The 19,514-nt window shown below is 61.0% G+C and carries 23 protein-coding genes; 7 read left to right on the top strand and 16 right to left on the bottom strand.

Features of this window, described 5'->3' with window-relative positions; genetic code table 11:
- The first annotated feature begins 17 nt into the window (after window positions 1-17).
- Window positions 18-980, top strand: coding sequence for a substrate-binding domain-containing protein (locus JO015_16910; protein MBW0000779.1), 963 nt, complete (start codon window positions 18-20; stop codon window positions 978-980).
- 560 nt (window positions 981-1,540) lie between these two features.
- Here JO015_16910 and JO015_16915 read toward each other — a convergent pair.
- From JO015_16915 to JO015_16930, 4 genes are all read right to left on the bottom strand, one after another.
- Window positions 1,541-2,278 carry a dienelactone hydrolase family protein gene (locus JO015_16915; GenBank protein ID MBW0000780.1) on the bottom strand — a complete coding sequence of 246 codons (738 nt, stop codon included), beginning with the start codon at window positions 2,276-2,278 and terminating at the stop codon, window positions 1,541-1,543.
- Between the two features lie 60 nt (window positions 2,279-2,338).
- Window positions 2,339-2,887 (bottom strand): universal stress protein, encoded by a 549-nt coding sequence (locus JO015_16920; GenBank protein MBW0000781.1) that lies wholly within the window; start codon window positions 2,885-2,887, stop codon window positions 2,339-2,341.
- A 15-nt stretch (window positions 2,888-2,902) separates the two neighbouring features.
- A complete protein-coding gene (locus JO015_16925) occupies window positions 2,903-3,589 on the bottom strand; it encodes an ROK family protein (protein MBW0000782.1) in 687 nt (228 codons plus the stop codon).
- A 278-nt stretch (window positions 3,590-3,867) separates the two neighbouring features.
- Entirely contained in the window at window positions 3,868-4,257 is a 390-nt protein-coding gene (locus tag JO015_16930; protein MBW0000783.1) for a hypothetical protein, read from the bottom strand.
- Between the two features lie 339 nt (window positions 4,258-4,596).
- Here JO015_16930 and JO015_16935 point away from each other — a divergent pair, with 339 nt between their 5' ends.
- Window positions 4,597-5,151 carry a DUF4337 domain-containing protein gene (locus JO015_16935; protein MBW0000784.1) on the top strand — a complete coding sequence of 185 codons (555 nt, stop codon included), beginning with the start codon at window positions 4,597-4,599 and terminating at the stop codon, window positions 5,149-5,151.
- 76 nt (window positions 5,152-5,227) lie between these two features.
- Here JO015_16935 and JO015_16940 read toward each other — a convergent pair whose 3' ends face one another.
- Together JO015_16940 and JO015_16945 are read right to left on the bottom strand one after the other, a co-directional pair.
- The gene (locus tag JO015_16940; protein MBW0000785.1) at window positions 5,228-6,661 is read right to left on the bottom strand and encodes an NAD(P)/FAD-dependent oxidoreductase; all 1,434 of its coding nucleotides are present in this window, start codon (window positions 6,659-6,661) and stop codon (window positions 5,228-5,230) included.
- 154 nt (window positions 6,662-6,815) lie between these two features.
- Complete coding sequence (locus JO015_16945) at window positions 6,816-7,385, bottom strand: L,D-transpeptidase (GenBank protein ID MBW0000786.1); 570 nt, start codon at window positions 7,383-7,385, stop codon at window positions 6,816-6,818.
- Window positions 7,386-7,695: 310 nt separating this feature from the next.
- Between JO015_16945 and JO015_16950 the strand changes: the two genes are divergently transcribed.
- Both JO015_16950 and JO015_16955 read left to right on the top strand, forming a co-directional pair.
- Window positions 7,696-8,091 carry a hypothetical protein gene (locus tag JO015_16950; GenBank protein ID MBW0000787.1) on the top strand — a complete coding sequence of 132 codons (396 nt, stop codon included), beginning with the start codon at window positions 7,696-7,698 and terminating at the stop codon, window positions 8,089-8,091.
- A 15-nt stretch (window positions 8,092-8,106) separates the two neighbouring features.
- Window positions 8,107-8,454, top strand: a complete 348-nt coding sequence (locus JO015_16955) for a hypothetical protein (GenBank protein MBW0000788.1) — start codon at window positions 8,107-8,109, stop codon at window positions 8,452-8,454.
- 113 nt (window positions 8,455-8,567) lie between these two features.
- Here JO015_16955 and JO015_16960 read toward each other — a convergent pair whose 3' ends face one another.
- The 7 genes from JO015_16960 to JO015_16990 all read right to left on the bottom strand — a co-directional run bounded on the left by JO015_16960 (window position 8,568) and on the right by JO015_16990 (window position 14,564).
- Window positions 8,568-9,875 (bottom strand): ATP-dependent 6-phosphofructokinase, encoded by a 1,308-nt coding sequence (locus JO015_16960; protein ID MBW0000789.1) that lies wholly within the window; start codon window positions 9,873-9,875, stop codon window positions 8,568-8,570.
- A 475-nt stretch (window positions 9,876-10,350) separates the two neighbouring features.
- A complete protein-coding gene (locus JO015_16965; protein MBW0000790.1) occupies window positions 10,351-11,346 on the bottom strand; it encodes a peptidoglycan-binding protein in 996 nt (331 codons plus the stop codon).
- The gene (locus JO015_16970; GenBank protein ID MBW0000791.1) at window positions 11,343-12,173 is read right to left on the bottom strand and encodes an N-acetylmuramoyl-L-alanine amidase; all 831 of its coding nucleotides are present in this window, start codon (window positions 12,171-12,173) and stop codon (window positions 11,343-11,345) included. Before JO015_16970 ends, JO015_16965 begins: the two co-directional genes overlap by 4 nt.
- Window positions 12,174-12,204: 31 nt before the next feature.
- Window positions 12,205-12,981, bottom strand: a complete 777-nt coding sequence (locus JO015_16975; protein ID MBW0000792.1) for a proteasome subunit alpha — start codon at window positions 12,979-12,981, stop codon at window positions 12,205-12,207.
- On the bottom strand, window positions 12,978-13,775 hold the full coding sequence (locus tag JO015_16980; protein MBW0000793.1) for a proteasome subunit alpha: 798 nt from the start codon (window positions 13,773-13,775) through the stop codon (window positions 12,978-12,980). The genes JO015_16975 and JO015_16980 overlap by 4 nt, the downstream gene beginning before the upstream one ends.
- Before the next feature lie 5 nt (window positions 13,776-13,780).
- Window positions 13,781-13,957 carry a ubiquitin-like protein UBact gene (locus tag JO015_16985; GenBank protein ID MBW0000794.1) on the bottom strand — a complete coding sequence of 59 codons (177 nt, stop codon included), beginning with the start codon at window positions 13,955-13,957 and terminating at the stop codon, window positions 13,781-13,783.
- Between the two features lie 61 nt (window positions 13,958-14,018).
- Window positions 14,019-14,564 carry a LysM peptidoglycan-binding domain-containing protein gene (locus tag JO015_16990; protein MBW0000795.1) on the bottom strand — a complete coding sequence of 182 codons (546 nt, stop codon included), beginning with the start codon at window positions 14,562-14,564 and terminating at the stop codon, window positions 14,019-14,021.
- Between the two features lie 496 nt (window positions 14,565-15,060).
- Between JO015_16990 and modA the strand changes: the two genes are divergently transcribed.
- Both modA and modB read left to right on the top strand, forming a co-directional pair.
- A complete protein-coding gene (gene modA / locus JO015_16995) occupies window positions 15,061-15,810 on the top strand; it encodes a molybdate ABC transporter substrate-binding protein (GenBank protein ID MBW0000796.1) in 750 nt (249 codons plus the stop codon).
- 4 nt (window positions 15,811-15,814) lie between these two features.
- Entirely contained in the window at window positions 15,815-16,486 is a 672-nt protein-coding gene (gene modB, locus JO015_17000) for a molybdate ABC transporter permease subunit (protein MBW0000797.1), read from the top strand.
- Window positions 16,487-16,531: 45 nt separating this feature from the next.
- Here the strand turns inward: modB and JO015_17005 are convergent, their stop codons facing one another.
- From JO015_17005 to JO015_17015, 3 genes are read right to left on the bottom strand one after another with little or no spacing between them, the layout of a single operon-like run.
- Complete coding sequence (locus JO015_17005; protein MBW0000798.1) at window positions 16,532-17,209, bottom strand: SCO family protein; 678 nt, start codon at window positions 17,207-17,209, stop codon at window positions 16,532-16,534.
- Window positions 17,184-17,678 (bottom strand): copper chaperone PCu(A)C, encoded by a 495-nt coding sequence (locus JO015_17010; GenBank protein MBW0000799.1) that lies wholly within the window; start codon window positions 17,676-17,678, stop codon window positions 17,184-17,186. The genes JO015_17005 and JO015_17010 overlap by 26 nt, the downstream gene beginning before the upstream one ends.
- Window positions 17,675-18,085, bottom strand: a complete 411-nt coding sequence (locus JO015_17015) for a cytochrome c (protein MBW0000800.1) — start codon at window positions 18,083-18,085, stop codon at window positions 17,675-17,677. The genes JO015_17010 and JO015_17015 overlap by 4 nt, the downstream gene beginning before the upstream one ends.
- A gap of 114 nt (window positions 18,086-18,199) precedes the next feature.
- On the opposite strand from JO015_17015, the gene JO015_17020 reads away from it, so the two are divergent.
- Window positions 18,200-19,171, top strand: a complete 972-nt coding sequence (locus tag JO015_17020; GenBank protein ID MBW0000801.1) for a deoxyhypusine synthase family protein — start codon at window positions 18,200-18,202, stop codon at window positions 19,169-19,171.
- Window positions 19,172-19,514 lie beyond the last annotated feature (343 nt).

The following is a 19,514-nucleotide window of genomic DNA, read 5'->3' on the forward strand; positions in this document are numbered from 1 at the left end:
CCTGACTGACAACCCCCATGAACAGACGAACCTTCATCCGAACCGCGGCGGCCGCGACCGCCGCAGCCACCGTGCTTAAACCGTTCCAGACGCGTGCCCAGGGCAAGAAGTACCGCTTTGGTTTCTCGCAGGTCACCGTAGTGGAGCCTTGGCGTGTCCAATTCAACAAGGACATGAAAAAGGAGGCGGACCAACACCCGGACCTCGAACTCATCATCACCGATGGGCAGGACAAGACTGAAAAGCAGGTCGCCGACGTCGAGAACCTGATTCAACAAGGCGTCGATGTGCTGCTGATCAGCCCGAAGGAATCGGCCGGCCTCACCGGGGTCACGCTGAAAGCGATCGACGCCGGAATCCCGGTCATCGTGCTGGACCGCAACGTCAACACCGACAAGTACACGCAATTCATCGGGGGCGACAATGTAGTGATCGGGCGGGCTGCGGGCGAGTATGCGGTCAAGCTGTTGGGGGGCCCCGGCAACGCTAAAGGGAGCATTGTAGAACTCTGGGGTGGCATGGGTACCCAGCCGGCGCACGATCGCCACGACGGTTTTCAAGAATTCGTCGGCAAAGAAGCCGGGATCAAATCGCTGCTCAAGCCGATCGACACCGACTGGAAACAGCCGCGCGGGTACGATGTTATGTCGACGGCCCTTAAAGAGTTCGACAAGATTGACCTGGTCTACGGGCACAACGATCCGGTTGCCTACGGCGCGTACCTGGCGGCGAAAGATGCCGGTCGCGATAAGGAAATCAAGTTCCTCGGGATTGACGCCCTGCCCAACGAAGGGGTCACGTGGGTGGCCAAGGGCCAGTTGACGGCGACGTTCCTTTATCCGACGCCTGGGGCGGAAGGGGTCCGGCAGGGGCTGAAAATCGTCAAAGGGGAGAAGGTGGAAAAAAAGATCGTGCTTGCCACCAAGACCATCGATGCTTCCAACGCCAACGAGATTCTAAAGGAAAACGGGCTCGCGTAGCCGGCGGGCCAAACGGCTCTGCGCGGAATTTCAGGATGACGACGCCCTGACCGGCGACCGTAAGCAGCAGGGTTGGCGGCCGGGTTGCCCGTTCCCTCGGGCGGAATGAGGCGTGCAACAGCTTTTCAATAGATGGTGACGATCTAAGCCTTCTAAGCTTTCTATCTTTTCAACCTGCCATCGCTTCCGGCTCTGCAATGCGGCGTGCCGGCGCGGTCAATCTTGTAAATGCACGCTTCAGGGTGGGCGTGAGTGGTATACCTGCACCTTGGGAGTCAGGTGATTGAAGCAAGCGAAGTAACGTGAAGTAGTAAATTCAGCAAACGATCTTTGCCGTCGTCCTCAGGCCGAGCGACGCACGGAAAAGGTTGCGCGCCACCAGTATGCAATGAATAAATTCGTGGAAATTCTCTGCAGCCTTGCGTTCGGTGCATGCCTGTCCCTGGGCGCCTGGGCTTTGTTTTGTCTCGGCATTCTGCATTGACTGCGGCGTGGCGTCATACCATTCAGGCCGTGAATTCGGCAGAAAGCCGGCTTCGGGGGGCGCAGTTACCTCCGAATTACACGGCCTGCCTCCCGCCCGGTATCCGTTTCCAGTGCCGTTGAAACCACCGGGCTGCTGACCGGGCCACTTGCTCGAGGGTGCCGGGTTCCTCGAACAGGTGGGTGGCACCGGGGACGATCGCAAGGTCCTTCTCACCTTTGATCCGCTCGAACGCCCGCCGGTTAAGCTCCAGGACAACCTTGTCGCGCTCACCGACGATCAACAGCGTAGCGGCGGTCACTCGCGGCAACGCCTCCATCGCCAAATCCGGCCGTCCACCCCGCGACACCACCGCCTCGATGCGGGGCCCGAGCGCGGCCGCCGCGGCCAGCGCCGCCGCACCGCCGGTACTCGAACCGAAGTAACCGACCGGAAACCGTGACGCAACCGGGTGCAGGGACAACCATTGCGTCGCGGCGACGAGTCGATCGGCCAAAAAGCCGATGTTGAACCGAAGGTGTCCGGACAAGGCGTCTGCGGCTTCCTCCTCTCGCGTGAGCAAATCGAACAGGAGCGTCCCGTTACCGGCTTCGCGGAGCACACGCCCGACGAAACGGTTTCGCGGGCTATGCCGGCTACTGCCGCTGCCGTGTGCGAACAGCACGACGCCTGTGCCCCCCGCAGGGACCTCGAGGTCACCGGCCAGCGTGACCGGACCGGCCGGAATCCGGACGGCCTCCTGCAAAGGCAGCGAAATCTGCGCTTCACCGTTTTGACGTCCCGGCGCGTCCGCGTGATCAGCCTGCCCGCTCATCCTTAAAACACCCACCAACCGGCCCCATCAAGCCTCTGTTAACGTCCAAAACGAGCCCCTTCACTCCTTCCATTCACCGCGCGAGACCAGCACGGAACAAGTCGCATACCGCACCACGCGCTCGGCGGTTGTCCCCAACAGAAAACGCGCGAGCCTTGACGCTCCCTTGTGACCGACGACGACCAAATCGGGAGAAGTCGTTTCCACCTCGTCGAGGATTTCCTTGTACGGAATGCCCATCCGGACGCTCACCGAGCATTTCACGCCGCGCTCCCGGGGACGGGCGGCGGCTGATTGGAGGCGTTCACGCGCCTGCCGGGCGACCTCATCGAGGTTAGCCAGGATCCGCTCGATTCCGACCAGGCCGGTTGGGTTGATTTCCGAAGTCCTGACCTCAACCACGTGCAACAGGGTGATGTATCTCGAGGTCATTAGAGCGATCCGGACCGCGTGGTCGACCGCTACGGCCGATTCGTCCGAAAAATCGATCGGGACAAGGATATGCCGGGACTCCGCACGTTCGCCTGGGGCGGGTACGGCGGGAATCGGGTGCGAGCCGGGATTTTCCGGGCCGGCCATGGTCAGGTTTCCGTCAAGGTGTTCATGCATCAGGACGCCGGTTTCTCAGGTCCGTGACCGGTGTTCGGCCAAAGCGGAGGCCCTGGCTTCCTCCCAAAGGCGAAATCCGCCGACGAACGCGGCGTTGTTGGTAACCGTCCGGCAGCCGGGCGGCAACTCTTTAACTTCTTTGACGTTGCCTCCTCCGAGCACCACCTCGTCGGGCTGAAGCGCGGCAGTCAGCCGTGCGACCACGTCCGTCACGTATTGTCGCCATTGCTTTTTACCCCAACGCTCCAGACCCCGAAGGCCGACATAATCCTCGAAGGTACCTTTTTCGTAGGGCAGATGGGCAAGTTCCAGCGGCAAGACGAGCCCTTCAGCGATCAGCGCCGATCCTAAACCGGTGCCCAGCCCCAAAAAGAGCATCTTTCCGCGTTCGTAACTGCCTAACGCCTGCATGGCTGCATCATTGATCACCTTCACCGGGCAACCGAACCCGGCTTCAAAGTCAAACCCCACCCATCCGGGCGCGAGGTTATGCGGTTCCGAGACGATCCGTCCCCGCAGCACCGGGCCGGGATAACCGATCGAGACAGCCTCGAACCGCCAGTCTTCCGCCAATTGCCGGACACCGGCAACCATCCGTTTAGGAGTCAATTCCGGCCCGGACGGCAGCTTCCGGCGCGCTTCCTGTCCGGTGGCGAGGATCTTGACATTTGTCCCACCGACATCAACCACCAACACGTCCATATGTAGAGATAGCTTCGCTTCGGCGAGGCCGCACCTCAGACCATCCGGCGGTAGACCAATTAAGTGGCCCGGGGCAGGTGGCGCGGTCCGGGGTTTGCCGCCTCGCCTTATAAAATTGTTGAAAGGCAAAACCGGTCGATTTTCCGGGTGCGCCTACGGGAAACCTGACTCATCCCCAACCGGTTTTGCTTTCCCCGGGAGTCTAGCTCCTTTTCAAAGGCGGGTTCAAGGTCTTTACGTGCTCGGATACCGGAGAAACGGAAGGTGTAGAAGCCGCATCAACGGGTGATCAGCGCTTCCGCCCGATCCAGAGCTTTGAGCACCGCCTGGTGTGCGCCGGCGCGGTCACTCAACTGGGAATCGTCAAAAACGGTTGCCTGGAAGCGCCGGATGGCCCGGCAGAGTTCGTCCAACGCCGTTTCCCGCTCGGTAATCAACTGGTCAATAAAGATGGCCAAAGTTGCACCCTCACCGTCAAAGGAGCGGGCAACCGGTTCCGTAATCTTTTCACGGTGCCAGTGCTCGAGGCGTTGGCGAATACCCTGCAAAGCGAGCCAGGCACGTCTTCTGGCTTGGCGATTGCGTTCGAGTTCATCAAGCAAGGCTTGAAAATCCTGCGGTGTGATGGGTGGCATTTCCGGCTGGGCAAAATATGTTCGTTTGAACATATGACCACGGATGCTCGGCGGGCACGGTGGATGTGGCGGAACACGGCGGAAAGACAGAATCATCCGCAGAACACGCAGAAAGGAAAGCATCCACAGATTACACAGATTAAGAGGAGCGGGCGGCAACTCCAAGGTTGACACTCGCACCCACCCCCTACAATGCCGCTCCGAACTCCGAACTCCGAACTCTTTCCCCTTCCCCTTCTTTCCGCCGTGTTCGCCGTGGTCCGCCGTGTTCGCCGTGTGAACTCAGTCGTTGTGCCCGCCACACCCGCCGTGCCCGCCGTGTGACCGCCGTGTGACTTTAATCCCTTTGATCTGTGTGGTACTGAAGGTGAGATGGAGCAACCTGAAGTTCCCCTTGAAGCGGTCAGCGAACAAATTCATCATCAGGCCGAACACGCCAAGGAGCGCTGGATTTTAGGCGTGGCCCTGACCTCAGCTCTTCTGGCGGCACTCGCGGCCATCGCTTCCTTGCTGGCTGGTCATCACGCTAACGAAGCCATGATCGACCAGATCGCCGCGTCAGATCACTGGAGTTATTATCAGGCCAAGGGTGTAAAAGCCGCCGTCCTCGGATCAAAGATGGAGACGCTTCAGGCGCTGGGCCAGACAAACAGCGCGGCAGACGAAGACAAACTGAAACGTTACGGCCACGAGCAGGAGGAAATTCAGCAACAAGCCCGGGAGAAACAGTCCAGCTCGGCGATTCACCTGCAGACGCACACAATTTTTGCGCGAAGCGTCACGATGTTTCAGGTAGCAATCGCCGTGGCGGCGATTTCTGTCCTGACGAAACGCCGGCGGTTCTGGCTCATCAGCATACTTTTCGGGGTAGTCGGCATCGCCTTCCTCGTCCAGGGTGCATTCAATACCGGCCACCCCCTGTCTTAGTCGCCGTTTGGGCGGAGGAAGGAGGCTCGATCTTCCTCAACTCCCCGTTGCTTCCCGCGCTGCTCTCTTGCGCGGATTAACCTGCCGGCGGCGATTTGCCATCCGTCCGTGGCGTTGGAGGAACGGCCGGAGCCGTCTCGGCGACGACGTCGCGTCCCAGGACGAGATCAAGCACCCAGTCCAGCAGAATACGAACCCGCTGCCTCACGTCCGGCATTTTCGCCCAATAGACGGCGCGCCACATGGCCCAGGCGAGGAGGCCTGAAAAATGGAGGTTATGGAGCCGGGCGACCCCGGTGCGCTTGCCGACCAAAGCCAGTTCGCCGAGCGGCTGGAAACGGAACGGCTGCGGGCGCTCACCTTGCAGAGTGGCGGCGATATTCCGCGCCACCAGCGTCCCTTCGCGGGTCGCGTTCTGTGCGGTAGGCGCGTAAGTGCCCTGTCCGTCCGGGTGCGGAATTTCGGCGCAATCGCCCAGGGCCCACACCCCCGGGTGATCCGGCACCGCACAGGATGCGTCTACGACGATACCGCCATGGCGCCCGCGCCGGCAGTCTATCTTCTCGATCACCGGGCTGGGTTTCACGCCGGCGGCCCAGATCAGCAGGTAAGCCGGGATCCGGCGGTTACCCTCGAGCTCGACGTAGCCTTCCCCGGCGCCGGCAATTCTCGTGTTTAGCATGACTTCAACGCCGCGTTCCTGAAGCTTGCGTTGCGCGTACGCGGCAAGGTCGGGACCCAACTCGGGCAGGAGGCGGTCACCCGGGTGGACAAGGAGGGTGCGGACGTCCTTGGGGTCGACATTTCGATACCTGCCGACTTGTTCCCGGACGAGGTCATTTATAGCCGCCATCGTTTCGACTCCCGTGAATCCGCCCCCGCCGACGACAAAAGTCAAAAACGGGCGCCGGGCCTCCGCGTCCGGCTCTTCGTCTGCGCGTTCGAGCAGTGCAAGCACCCGGGTACGCACGGCGGCGGCGTCCTGCAAACGTTTCATCGTTAACGAGTGCTGCTCGAGTCCCGGGATATCGTGAAAGTTCGTCGTCGATCCCAGCGCAATGACGAGCTGGTCGGCCGAAAGCGTACGTTCCGATTCCGGGACCCCCTCGGCCGGGTTACCAATCGTCAAGGTGACGCGTTTCTCCTTCAAATCGATCGCGTCAATGCGGCCTTGCTCAAAGCGAACGCGCCTGGGCAGATGAACGGCCGGGCTGACGATATGGTGGGTATCCAGTTCACCACCGGCTGCTTCCGTAAGCATCGGCGTGAACAGAAGAAATGGATTTTCGTCCACGACCGTGATGTCGCCGTCGTCCGGTTCCGGCAGCAGCCGCGCCAGTTCAAGGGCGACATTTCTGCCGCCGAAGCCGGCCCCAAGGATCACGATTTTCCGGCCCCGGGGAATGGTCAGGTTGGCAATTTGCAACCGGTTTCGCTCAGCCCCGCGCCAAAGGGCATAGATGCCTGCAACCCCCAGACTCCAGATGACCAGCTTAATCTTTTTCGCCATAGATCGAGAAAGACGGCCTGCCGGATGGTTCATCGTGCCCACCGCGGAGGCCGGCCTGATGGCATCCCTACCAGCAGCCGGTCTTCGGCGCAAAAAAAAGCGATGTAAAAATTACGTCCCGCGCGCGGCGGAATCAGTGCGGGCCGGCGTCACCTCAGCGCCAACCGGTGCCAATGGTAGCGGCATAACCCCGGCTGCGGTAGGTATAACGCTGATTCGCATAAAGCGGCATGGCCCGGCGCAGACGGCTGACCTGCCGGGAATCGCCGGTCACATAGACCGGGGTCCCGACCGGGACCGCGGCAAAGAACTGGGCCGCGAGGTCACGAGGCATCCGCACACACCCATGCGAGGCCGGCACGCCGGGAAGGTAGCCCGCATGCATGCCGACCTTGGGAGCAAACTCGATGAAGTACGGCATCGGTGCAGGCACGTACCTGCAGCCGGGCGGCACATAGGAAGCCGGGGTTGCACTCGAGTTAACCGCGCGCCCGCCGCCATCCCTGATCGAGCCGAAACTACCCGACTCGTGAGATGCATCCTTGGCGAGCACATGGAAGTGCCCGGTGGGGGTGCGCCAGCCGTCGCGCCCGGAAGAAATCGGCGACTCCAGCACCACCTGACGATTCTGCAACAGGTACGCAGCCTGTTGGGTAAGGTTAATAATCACTTCCTTATCGGCCGCGAGCGCCGGGCACTCCACGCTGACGCCGATAACTACCATTGCTAAAAAGAACAAGATCCTCATGCGAGTCGCCTCTCATTCTATTTAACGCAGAAATGCGCCTTGGCTGACGTACCCGAACGGGTGAGTCGCCAGGCGCGAGGCGGATGGTTCCGGACGGACGGCGGGCCGTCTTTTCAGGCGGGCGTTCCGGGATTGACACCTGGGCCCGGGCAAGGCGACCGGGGCGAGAAATTTTTGTGGACGGCCCGACAGGGCACGCGGCGAGGAGTTTAAATTTACCATATTTTCAATAAATTCCGTTACGCCACCGCCGTTAGGGAATTTATCGAAAAAAAATTTACCGGTTATGAAGTTAGCGTTTTGTCAGACCCGTATCCGATGCAGCGTCGCCGCCGCGGCGGTTCTGTTGGTGGCGTCTCTGGCCGGCTGCGCGGGGCTGGGCGATAGTTACGTTGCAAACGATTGTTTGATCGTGGCTGCAAAGGCCCAGTTTTCCCTGCCGCCCTCCACGTGGAACCGGCTTCTGGTCGTCCGATACGGGCAGAGCTCGTTACAGCACGTTTACCTGGTTTACAGTCGCGGCGATGGCATGCTCACCGCCTTCGACAGCGCGTACGGCACGCGCCAGATCGCGACCACTGAGCGGGACGCAGACCGGTTGGCGCGCCTCGTGGATCCACTGGCCCGTTCGGGCTGGTTTGTCGAAGACAACGCCGGCAACCGGCACCTTGCCGCGAACTGATCGGCCCGACCTCTTATGCGAATCCGGCTAATTCTGGCAGCCCTCCTGGGTTTCAGCGGCCTCGCTCCGGCGGCGGCATACCATTTGGATGCGGCGACCCGCTTTGTCGTGGCGGCGCACGATGAACTGCCTGCACCGATTTGGAAGCGCGTGCTTGAAGTGCGTCTCCTTCCGGGCAATACGGTCCGTCATTACCTCGTCTTCAACCTTCACCACACCTTTTTCTGCTATTCGGCCCACGACGGCAGCAGGCGGATCTGGCCGGCAGGCACCAACCCTGCGGCGTTGGCGCGCGCGATCTCGCCGGCAACGGCGCTGACGGCATCCTTCGTGCAACCGGCGGACCTGCGTCTGAGCGAGTAGAACCTTTAACCAGCTCAAACGGGACCGGCGGCCCCAGCTTCAGCGTGGGGCTGCCTCGCGTTCTGAGCGGACGGCCCTTCGGCCGTCCGGACGGGCTTGGTGGCGCCGCCGGGTCAGGCCATCCACGCCGGCTGTCCCGTCTTTGCCAGCACCGATTGCCAGAGATCGCCATGGGGATCGACCCGCCTGCGCCCCTGAGTGATCATTTGCAAGGGGATGTGAACGAACGAGCCGTGCCATCGCCCGATGAGCATGTTTGTCCGTCCGCTCATCGCGGCGTGTACCGCGTTCTGAGCCAGGCGCGAACAATAGACGTTGTCCTGAGGCGAGGCCGGCACGCTTCGGATCGTGTAGCTCGGGTCAATGTATTTCAGGTTTACCTCCATTCGAAGCGAGGTCAGGTACTCCGTAATCCGGTCGCGCAGGAATAATCCGACATCCCCGAGGCGCCGGTTGCCGGAGGCGTCGGTTCGAGCCGTTTCGGTGTCTTGCTTTATGAGGTCCTGACCGGCGCCTTCCGCCACGACGATCAGCGCGTGATTACGCTTTATCAACCGGTGGCGCAGCAAGCCAAGCAGACCGCATTCCCCATCCAGATGAAACGGCACTTCCGGGATCAGGCAAAAGTTTACGTGCTGCCCGGCCAGCGCAGCGAAAGAGGCAATGAACCCGGAATCGCGGCCCATCAGCTTGACAAGGCCGACCCCGTTGACCGCGCCGATCGCCTCAACGTGCGCGCATGAGATCGCTTTCACGGCTTCGGCAAAGGCGGTCTCGAAACCGAAGCTCTTGTCGAGGTACATAATATCGTTATCGATCGTTTTTGGAATGCCGATAACGCTTTTACGCAGGCCCCTGCGGCGGATCTCCTCATTGATCGACACGCCTCCTTTCATCGTACCGTCGCCGCCGATGATAAAAAGGATATCGACCCCGAGTTCTTCAAGATGATCGACCATTTCGCCGACGCTCTGGCCGCCGCGCGAGCTTCCCAGGATCGTGCCGCCAAAATTATGGATCGTCGAAACCGAATCCGGCCGCAGCGTCAGGGGGATGTGGCCGTAGAGCGGAATCAATCCCTGGTAACCGTACCGGATGCCGTAAATGCGGGTGACGCCGTAGCCTGAGTACAATTCCATGACGATGCCGCGGATGACGTCGTTGAGTCCCGGGCATAAGCCGCCGCATGTCACGATGGCAGCCGTGGTCTTCGGAGGATCGAAAAAGATCCGCTCACGCGGACCGGCAAGCTCGAAACTCAACGGGGTCTCACCCTTGTCGAAAATGTGAGAGACGTTCTCAAGGGAGTCGTCGTACAGAACACGATGGACATCCGTTTTGAAAGTTTCCGCTCCAAAATGCCGGTACCGCAACGGCGAAAAAAACTGACACTCTCCTAACCCCTCGATGCGAATGTCCATCCCGCCGCAAACGGAACGGCAGGATACCGGTCCGCGCAAGCACGATTTTGGCACACGGCGGCCGCAGCGGGTGTGGCGGGCGCAACGTAAGAGTTCACACGGCGAACACGGCGAGCCACGGCGAACACGGCGGGAAGAGGGGGTTACTTGGCCCCGACCCTGCATTCGGCACTTGGCAAGAAGTACGCCGTCTTTGCCCCGGAGCGGCGGCGAGAGGACTTGGCACTAAAGTTCCCGGCTACCGCCAACCGCCGCTCCGGGGCAAAGACGGCGTAGATTCCCGGCGTGCCCAACCCGCAGCCCTCATCGGTGGCATTCTTCCTTCCGCCGTGTTCGCCGTGTGAACTCTTACGTGGTGCCCGCCAAATCGCCGTGCCCGCCGTATGACCCGGCACCCGACACCCGACACCCGCGACTCGTTACCCGCTACCCGTTACCCGTTACTCGTTACCCGTTACCCGTTACTCGTTACCCGCTACCGGTTGATCCAGATGCCACGGTAAACCCGCCGGTCTTCCTGAGGCGGCGGCAGAGTATATTGGGCGTCTCGCGCCGAGGGACCATTTCGCTGCCCCGGAAGGGCGTGCAATTCTCTAAGCGTCTCTTGATCGAGCCGGCCGGTCACCGGCAGCCCTTCGTCCTGTTGAAACACTGCGACAGCTTCCGATATGGCCCGTCCCGGCATACCATTTACGTCGCCGCGGTAAACGCCGCGCCGGCCCAGGAGCACCTGGACGGTGTAGATTACATTTCGCTGCACCTGTCGCGGTGCCCGCTCATACACGGAACCGGCGAGAAATGATCCAGACGCGGTCCAACCGAATTCATAATCGCCGGAATCATCGGACGGGGGCACGGCAGGGACGGCGCGTTCGCCGGCTTCGGGCCGCTCCGCCGGTGCCTCGTACGGATCATCCGGCCGGTCGCCATTGTAGCGTTGGTCGCGGTCCCGGTCCGAATCGCCGCGATCAGGCTCACGGGCGTCGTCGCCCCGATCAACGGGAGCGGGCGCCGGCACACTTCGCACGCTCCGGTTTGCAGACGCCGGAGGGTTACTGTTACTGGTCGCGGGCGGTGTTTTCTTGACCGGGGACGGGGACGCAACGGCGTGACTCGGAGGCTTGGAGGGAGTATGACCGGCGACCGGCGGCGCTTTTTCAACCGGAGGCGGTTCCGGCATGACTTGATTCCAACCCCTGGACGGGGTGCGGCCGGCCGCAGGCGATCCGGCATTCCCCCCTACCCCGAGCGACCGCAAGGTTTCGGTATCAGCCTCGCCGGTCACCCGCAAGCCATACCGGATCTGGTAACGACGAAGCGCGGCGGCGGTTTCAGAGCTGTTCTGCCCGGTCACCTCGCCGTAATAAAAACCCTGGTCTTTCAGCTTCTGCTGAAGCGTGCGCGTGACATCATCCGCGCATGAGAGGGTGACCAACCCTAACCAGCACACCAAAAAGACGTGTAATTTCATAAAGACTCTCCCGCCTTGCCGGGATGATCCCCAACCGTGATTGCTTCCGGCACCGCCGCCACCGACACGCTCGAGCGATAGAGAGCGATTCCCTTCGCGATCGCTCCGGTCAGCTTCGTCCGAAAGGCGGGATCCGTGAGCGCCTTTGCATCCTCGGGATTGGTCAGAAATCCGCACTCGATCAGCAACGCAGGCATGTCGAGGTTGCGAAGCACAAAAAAGTTAGCGGTTCTTATTTCATGATGATCGCACCGCAAAGTCTCACCAAGGCTATTCTTGATTGCACCGGCGAGTTGCGCCTCGGAGATGGCCAGCGCCTCCAAACCTGCAGAAGTTTGCACCACGGTTGCCGGAAAGGCCGGGCTCTTGGTTTCAGCGTGGTAAATCTGAAAGCCGCGGGCACTTGCGTTGTGCGCGTAGTTGCAGTGGAGGCTGACAAAGATCGCGCCCGGCACAGATTGGGCGAATTTTATCCGGTCCGGCAACGAAACGTAGGTATCGTCGTCACGGGTCAGCACCACCGTAAAGCCCAGGTTGCGCAACTCGACGGCAAGCCGGCGCGCCAGGTCGAGGCTGATCTTTTTCTCCTGCAATCCGTGGGCCGAAGCCCCGGTGTCATTACCTCCGTGACCGGGATCGATTATGACGGTGTCGAATCCTGCCGGCAACTGGTGAACCGGCGCCGGCGGCGACACCGGTGCTTCAAACGGCCCCGGCAACTCGGGCCATAAAACGCACCAGACAACGGAGATAACCAAAACGGCCCCGAGCCACGGGGCTAACCGCAGCGACCATTGCCGCCACCCCGCTCTGCCTTTTGCGCGCATCCCACGGGTTTTTACCTTCCCCAAAGATTCCTCAGGCGCAGAAACGCGCAACCACCTTTTCAAGCTCGCTGAATGACACCGGGGCAAAAGTCACCCGCGCTTTTCTCTCCAGCACGGCAGCCTCGGGGGTGTACTTAGGAAGGTTTTCACCGAGAAATGCACGCAGCGAATCGGCATCCGGCAATTCCTGGTGGTCTTCGTCTGCGCTGAAAAGGCCTACGCCCCAAGCTCTGACGGCGAATTCAACTGCGTCCTCAAAGGACTGTGCCGGCGACAGGCCCTGCAGATAAGTCTCGACCTGCTGGGCTGCCCGTTTGGTTCCCGCGATGATACCGAACCATTCTCGCCGCGATCCGATGCCCATGTTACTCGCCTTGATGGTACCATCGTAATCAAGGCGGATAAACAGGTCGGTTTCCTGCGTTTCACCGACTTCGGCGAACAACACGCGGGCCAGGTACGGCGCGCCGTAAATCTGTTCGAAAGCCTGCTTCAACGCCGGGCTGAAAGAATAAGTGACCATTCTGCGCAACGAGACGTCTGCGGAAGATCGGGTAAAACCCTCACCGCTGGCCAACTCGATGGCGCTCATGCGCAGCCGTTCGATGTCGCCCGGGTGACCCACGGCGCCCATCGCGATCCGGTCATAAACCTCGAATATTTTGCGCCGATCCCGGCCAAACGTCAGAAGCAGCTGCCCTTCCGGGTAGCTTATTCCGATCGTGGGGCTGCCGGGCGAAAGCTCATTTTCGATGTATTCGCGCCGGTTGGCGATCGCTTCTACCCAACGGAACGGTTCATCAATCATGCATTGCCAAACTGGTAAAGCTCGCTTAACCGCGAGTCGGAAACGGTGGTAATACCCTTCTCATTGATGGTTTTGATGATCGGGTAAATTTTCCCGGATCGATCCACCCCGCCGGTCGCCGTATCGGCCTCCGCCGCGGTGTCCAAGGCCTGCAGCGCCAGACGAATCGAGCTTTCCTCGTCAAGTTCCCGGACGCGTTTGGAACCCCATCGGTTCTGGTAATAAAGCACGCTGCGGACCGCGGGCGACCCTGAACCGCTGGATGCGTAATCGGCGGCTTCGAACTGAGCGCCCATCGCGTCATAAAAATAGACCTTGGCGGGATCGGCGCTTCCGGAGTCATAAGTGGCAAACAGCGGTACGACCACGCCGACTCCCTGCATGACCATGCCGAGGTTTTCGCGCAGCAACTTTGACAAGGCGCGCACCTTGCCCTCCACACTCATTTCCTGCAACTGGCTGCGCCGGTAAAACTGGAAAGAATGCTCCAGAATGCGCGCCATTTCCCAGGCCGTGGCCGGCGAACCGGCGATGGCCATCACCGAAGCGCGGTCGATTTCCAGGACTTTGTCGGCCCGGTCATACATGACGATATTGCCGGCCGTCGCGCGCCGGTCCCCGGCGACCAGCACGCCATCACGGAATTTAAACGCCAGGATGGTGGTTGCCTGGACCTCAACGGGAGCAGCGGCCGTCCGTTGCACCGCCGGCGGAACGGACGGCAGCCAACCCTGGCTTCGCAGCAGGGACGGGAAGTCCCGCGGAGCGCCCTCAGGGCGTTGCGAAAAATCCATTCCGATTACTGACCGGTACGTTGGCGGTAGCGCTTGCTTTGGTTTGGATCAACCTTGCGCATGCGCTTGAGAAGATCTTTGGTGTCGGGCTTGGAAACATCAGGCGAACGGGGACCGTCGCCGCCCCCCTGTTTTGGTTCCCAAGGAGCAGGTGCTGGTGGTTTTTGCGTCCTTTCGGGCATGGCGCAAACCTACCGGTTTCGGACCAAGAAAGCAACTCCCTCCCGCAGGTTACACCGGGAGTCACGGTTGATCCGCCGGACTGGGCGACTGCGCCGGGTTGGCGGAATTGGCCGGCGGCGGAATCTTGATGGTCTGGCCCGCCTGCAGTTTTTTGGCATCCCCGATCTTGTTAAGATGCTCGATGTCCTCGACCGTAACACCGAACTGCTTGGCGATCTGCGTCAGCGTTTCACCCCGTGCCACGGTATGCGTCCGCGTATTGGCGGGCTCGACTGGAAGCGCCCTTTCGACGCCGACCGTTGCAGGCGCAGCGGCGCCGGCGTTGGTACTTGCGTTTGGGGTGGGCGAAGCCGCGACGGCAGGGGCGGGCGGCGCCGGCGGAGGTGGAGGTGGAGGTGGTGGGGTCGCCGGCCGTTGCTGTCTGATCGCGTCATTAAGTTTGTTAACCTGCTGGGATAGTTTGTCGATCCGTTCTTGCTGCGCCTTCAACTGCGCCTTAATGGCTTCGAGGTCCCTGGTGGCAACAGAACCTTTGTCTTGAGCCAACACCGCACTCGCTCCTGCTACGATGGCAATCAGCCAACCGCACACGCTTTTGCCGTCCATGGTGCCTCTGTACAACCAGGGTCGAAACCGTGCAACCGGCGAGTGACAGGTAGAGTTCGGCGTTCGGCGTTCGGAGATGCCGTGCGTACCGTTCAGCAATCACTTTTCATCCCACGCCTCAAAACCCGTAAGTCCGGATCCTGGACCGTTTCCGCGTTTTCCGTGTCCGCCGCGAATCCCCTCACCCGGTGCGAGCGCGGCGCCGCCTCCGCTCCGAACTCCAAACTCCGAACCCCGAACTTCTTCCCCCTCTTCCCGCCGTGGTCGCCGTGGCTCGCCGTGTGAACTCTGTCGTTGTGCCCGCGTTTAGCCGCCGTGGCCGCCGTGTGACCGAACTTTGCTCGACACCCGGCACCTGACCCTCGACACTCGGACGATGAGCCGAAACGTTCGAATTACTCGAGTAACGGCGGCGTTTTCCCGGCCGTGGCCCGGCGGTCCCCGGTTCCGGGCGCGATTCCTCGCGTTGCTCTGCCTGCGGTTTCTGTTAGTGCTGATGATCGTACCGGCGCGCACGGAGACGCTGACGGTAGCCGCAGCGGCCGATCTGACTTATTGTCTTCCGGAAGTGGACCAGGCTTTTCAGGGTCAGCATGCCGGTGTGGAGGTCCGGCTTTCCACCGGTTCCAGCGGCAACTTTTTCGCCCAGATTCAGAATGGGGCGCCTTTTGACGTTTTCCTGTCTGCCGATCTCCACTACCCGCAGGAGCTGATCAAGAGCGGAGACGCCATCCCGGACAGCGTGTTTATCTATGGATCAGGCAGATTGGTTTTGTGGACGAACAAACCGCAAGCCGTCGACCTGACGCGCGGCCTGGAGGCCCTTCGGGACACGCGCACGGTGCAGAAGGTGGCGATTGCAAACCCCGAACATGCCCCTTACGGCCGGGCGGCAAAGGCCGCGCTGCAGAAGGCCGGTCTTTGGGATGAAATTCAGCCCCGGCTGGTGGTCGGAGAAAACATCGCGCAGACGCTGCAGTACGTTGAGACGCAGAACGCCGACGTGGGCCTGGTTGCGCTTGCGCTGGTGCTTTCACCGCGGCTTGGCGGGACCGGCAAGTACGCCGAGGTAGACGACCGGCTCTATCCGCCGTTGAACCAAGCGGCCGTGATCACCCGGCATGGCTCTGAAAAAGCGGTTGCCAAAGCATACCTTGAGTTTCTCCGGTCAACGGCTGCGCGCGGCATATTCGACAAATACGGTTTCAAACCACCGGTGGGAGACCAGCCAAATTCGCCGCGATGAGCGCATGTGGGGAGATTTGTGGCAGGAACTCGGGTTGACCCTTCGTCTGGCGGGCATAACCACCGCCATTCTGGTTGCGCTGGGGATCCCGTTAGCCGCCTGGCTGAACCGGCGCTCCGGCCGATTTGCCGTGTTGTTGGAAGCCATCGTGAGTCTGCCGATCGTTCTTCCTCCCACCGTGCTCGGCTTTTATCTCCTGATCTTCCTGGCACCGAGCCATTTTCCGGGTTCGATCTGGCGCCGGTGGTTCGGGCATCCGCTCAGCTTCTCATTCGAAGGGATCGTGTTCGGTTCCGTGCTCTACAGCCTGCCTTTCGCGGTGCAGCCGTTTCAGGCGGCGCTCCGCGGGGTACCAGCTACGGTGCTGGAGGCGGCTTCGCTGGAGGCAAGCCCCTGGCAGGTATTCGTGTTCGTACGGGTACCGCTGGCCGCGCGCGGGCTGTTGGTCGGGGCGACTTTGGCGTTCGCGCACACCGTCGGCGAATTCGGGGTAGTCCTCCTGGTGGGCGGCAATATTCCCGGCCAAACCCGGGTGGCGTCGATTGCGCTCTACGACGCCGTACAGAACCTCGATTACGGGATGGCGCACCGCTTTGCCCTGGTCCTGCTTACACTGTCGCTGGCGCTGCTGATCGTGACGGCCTGGATGCAGCGCAACGGGCGCTTCATCGAGTGACGTACGCCGGACGCGGGCGCCGGTCCCCGGTCACAGGAAGTCAGGTTAGTTTCCCGGCTCGTCAAGCACCCGTTCGATGTCGACCTTCAATTTGGCGGTGTCCTGAAGTTTATCGTAGTCGTAGATGAGCTCCACCTTGCCCTGAGGATTGACCAGGTAGGTAAAGGTTGAGTGGTTCACGAAATAAACGCCGGGCTCGTCTCCCGGTTTGTGGTCGATCTCATAACTTGCGCCGTAAGCCTGCACCGTGTGGTCGATCTCCGTTTTCGGGCCGGTCAGCCCCACGATGTTCGGGTCGAAATAGGGCACGTACTGCTGCATTGCCTGAGGGGTATCGCGCTGCGGGTCAACGCTGATGAACAGAATTCGCACCCGGCTTTGCTCGCGCGGCGACAAGGCGTGGTAGACCGAGGCGAGATCGGACAGCGTGGTGGGGCAAAGATTCGGGCAGTGCGTGAAACCGAAGGCGAACAATACTACCTTGCCCCGCAGCGACGATAGCTGGAAGGGACGGCCGTTCTGGTCGGTGAGCGTGAAGTTGTAGGCATCCTTGGCGGGGAAGAGCCGCAGTCCGAAAAAGCCTTCCTGAGCCTTGTGTCTGGCGCCCCACAACACGGAGATCACGACCGCTACCGCCAAGGTCGCCGCGACGATCCAGAGACGCCAGCCTCTCGGCCTGTATGCCGGGTTTACGGGGTTATCGGTGCTCAGGGTTGTGTTCATTTGCGTTGTCGTTTGGTTTAGGGGCCTGGCGCAGAACCGGCAGGGTTGCCTCCATCTCCTGATGGCCCGGGTTGATGATCAGAGTCAACGTTACCTTCTCCCCGGGGTTCGGGTGCCGGCGTAAGTTCATTAGCATCAAATGATCGCCGCCCGGTTGGAGAACGAGTTCACCGTGCGCCGGAATCGTCAGCGCCGGCACGGATTTCATCCCGCTCATCCCTTTGGCATCCCGGGTCGTGACCATGGTTTCGACCGTTTCGGCAAGCCCCGTCCGGGCGCCGGCCAGCTCAAAGGTTTCGCCGGTGGCATTAGCGATTCGGACGAAAGCGACGGACGCTGCCGCCGATGGCGGCACGGCCTGCACCCATCCGCCGGTCAGGCGGAGCGGTAAGGTCTCGGCGCAGCCCGCGGTGCCCGGCCATACCGACGGGAAGAGTGCCAGGATGAGGACGGCGAAAGGGCGTTTCATAAGGCTTTCAAACTACGCAGAAAAACGGTTAAGGCATCCACCTGGGCGTCGCTCAGGTCAGCGTTGGGCGGCATCGCGCTGCTCTCACCGACCGACTGCCCGCCTTGCTTGATCACTCTCTGAATTTTCGCATTCGACGTCGCCTGCTGCCACCGGGGATCGGTAAAGTCCCGGGGGTTTGCGCCCAGACCGACTGCAGCCGGCCCGTCCCCCTTCCCTCCCCGGCCGTGACACACGAAACAACGGGTCTCGAACAGCATTTCTCCTTGCAACCTCAACGCGTCCCGGCCGTCTGCCGTCCCCGGACTCGCGGTCTGCGCCGGGGCGCGAGATGACCAGACAACGCTGCCCAAACTCAGCACGGCTCCCAAGCCGGCAAGCCAGGCGGGCTGCAAACGATTCGTCACCCTGGCATTCAACGCGCTTTCCCGAAGGGTTCAACCCGAAGCCGGAGAAAGCAGTTGATTACCTCACATTCCTGCTAAATTCGCGGGGCCGTTCGCTCTAACCTGCCCTGTGACATGAAATCGATTTCTGAGTTCATCGCCCACCATTACCGCCATTTCAACGCGGCTACGCTGAAGGAGGCCGCCCAGGCTTATGCGAAGCACGTGGAGACGGGCGGCAAGATGCTTATCACCGTCGCCGGGGCGATGAGCACGGCGGAACTCGGCCTCTCGCTGGCGGAGATGATTCGCCAGGACAAGGTGCACGGCATCTGTTGTACCGGTGCAAATCTTGAAGAGGACATTTTCAATCTGGTCGCGCACGATCATTACCGGCGAATTCCCAACTGGCGGGAACTGACGGCCCGGGACGAGCAGGCGCTGCTCGACCAGCACCTTAACCGCGTCACCGACACCTGCATCCCGGAAGCTGAAGCGATGCGCCGGATCGAAAAAGCGGTCCTGGCGGAATGGGTCGCCGCCGATCGTGAGGGTCGCCGGTTGTTTCCTCACGAATTCATGTACGCTATCCTCCGGGACAATCGGCTCAAGCCATCCTACCAGATCGAACTGCGGAACAGCTGGTTATACGCCGCCATGGAGAAGAACCTGCCCATGTTTGTCCCCGGCTGGGAGGATTCGACCCTGGGCAACATGTATGCGGGCCATTGCATCACGGGCGACGTCAAGAATGTGCACACGGTGCGAACCGGGATTGAGTACATGATCGAGCTCGCCGGCTGGTACACCGGAACGTCGGAGCAGGGCTCAATCGGCTTTTTCCAGATCGGCGGCGGTATTGCCGGCGATTTTCCGATCTGCGTGGTGCCGATGCTGCACCAGGATCTGCAACGGGCAAACGTCCCGCGCTGGGGTTATTTTTGCCAGATCAGCGATTCCACCACGAGTTACGGGTCGTACTCGGGGGCCGTGCCCAACGAGAAAATCACGTGGGGCAAATTGTCGTTGGAAACTCCGAAATTTGTGATCGAATCCGACGCAACGATCGTCGCGCCGCTGATCTTCGCCTGGGTTCTGGGCTGGTGATGAGGTCGGAGCTCGGAGGTCGGAGTTCGGAGGCGTCGTAGAACCGGGTCCGATCTCCCCCGAGGGTCACGCTCACACGGCGGGAAAACAGAATCATCCGCAGAACCCGCAGAAGAACGCAGAAAAGAGAAAACGTCCACAGATTACACAGATTAAGAGGACTTGGCGGTAAATCTAAGGTTGACACTCGCACCTAACCTCCATGATGCCGCTCCGAACTCCGAACTCCGAACTCCGAACTCCGAACTCCGAACTCCGAACTCCGAACTCCGAACTCCGAACTCCGAACTCCGAACTCCGAACTCCGAACTCCGAACTCCGAACTCCGAACTCCGAACTCCGA

It is taken from the genome of Verrucomicrobiota bacterium (assembly GCA_019247695.1).
Taxonomy (GTDB): domain Bacteria; phylum Verrucomicrobiota; class Verrucomicrobiia; order Chthoniobacterales; family JAFAMB01; genus JAFBAP01.

Coding starts and splice junctions, on each gene's coding strand:
- JO015_17005 (MBW0000798.1), bottom strand. CDS start 17,209: ATGAACACAACCCTGAGCACCGATAACCCCGTAAACCCGGCATACAGG.
- JO015_16970 (MBW0000791.1), bottom strand. CDS start 12,173: ATGCGCGCAAAAGGCAGAGCGGGGTGGCGGCAATGGTCGCTGCGGTTA.
- JO015_17010 (MBW0000799.1), bottom strand. CDS start 17,678: ATGAAACGCCCTTTCGCCGTCCTCATCCTGGCACTCTTCCCGTCGGTA.
- JO015_16965 (MBW0000790.1), bottom strand. CDS start 11,346: ATGAAATTACACGTCTTTTTGGTGTGCTGGTTAGGGTTGGTCACCCTC.
- JO015_16950 (MBW0000787.1), top strand. CDS start 7,696: ATGAAGTTAGCGTTTTGTCAGACCCGTATCCGATGCAGCGTCGCCGCC.
- JO015_16945 (MBW0000786.1), bottom strand. CDS start 7,385: ATGGTAGTTATCGGCGTCAGCGTGGAGTGCCCGGCGCTCGCGGCCGAT.
- modA (MBW0000796.1), top strand. CDS start 15,061: ATGATCGTACCGGCGCGCACGGAGACGCTGACGGTAGCCGCAGCGGCC.
- JO015_16925 (MBW0000782.1), bottom strand. CDS start 3,589: ATGGACGTGTTGGTGGTTGATGTCGGTGGGACAAATGTCAAGATCCTC.
- JO015_16915 (MBW0000780.1), bottom strand. CDS start 2,278: ATGAGCGGGCAGGCTGATCACGCGGACGCGCCGGGACGTCAAAACGGT.
- JO015_16930 (MBW0000783.1), bottom strand. CDS start 4,257: ATGTTCAAACGAACATATTTTGCCCAGCCGGAAATGCCACCCATCACA.
- JO015_16940 (MBW0000785.1), bottom strand. CDS start 6,661: ATGGCGAAAAAGATTAAGCTGGTCATCTGGAGTCTGGGGGTTGCAGGC.
- JO015_16920 (MBW0000781.1), bottom strand. CDS start 2,887: ATGCATGAACACCTTGACGGAAACCTGACCATGGCCGGCCCGGAAAAT.
- JO015_16975 (MBW0000792.1), bottom strand. CDS start 12,981: ATGATTGATGAACCGTTCCGTTGGGTAGAAGCGATCGCCAACCGGCGC.
- modB (MBW0000797.1), top strand. CDS start 15,815: ATGTGGGGAGATTTGTGGCAGGAACTCGGGTTGACCCTTCGTCTGGCG.
- JO015_16960 (MBW0000789.1), bottom strand. CDS start 9,875: ATGGACATTCGCATCGAGGGGTTAGGAGAGTGTCAGTTTTTTTCGCCG.
- JO015_17020 (MBW0000801.1), top strand. CDS start 18,200: ATGAAATCGATTTCTGAGTTCATCGCCCACCATTACCGCCATTTCAAC.
- JO015_16910 (MBW0000779.1), top strand. CDS start 18: ATGAACAGACGAACCTTCATCCGAACCGCGGCGGCCGCGACCGCCGCA.
- JO015_16935 (MBW0000784.1), top strand. CDS start 4,597: ATGGAGCAACCTGAAGTTCCCCTTGAAGCGGTCAGCGAACAAATTCAT.
- JO015_16985 (MBW0000794.1), bottom strand. CDS start 13,957: ATGCCCGAAAGGACGCAAAAACCACCAGCACCTGCTCCTTGGGAACCA.
- JO015_16990 (MBW0000795.1), bottom strand. CDS start 14,564: ATGGACGGCAAAAGCGTGTGCGGTTGGCTGATTGCCATCGTAGCAGGA.
- JO015_16980 (MBW0000793.1), bottom strand. CDS start 13,775: ATGGATTTTTCGCAACGCCCTGAGGGCGCTCCGCGGGACTTCCCGTCC.
- JO015_16955 (MBW0000788.1), top strand. CDS start 8,107: ATGCGAATCCGGCTAATTCTGGCAGCCCTCCTGGGTTTCAGCGGCCTC.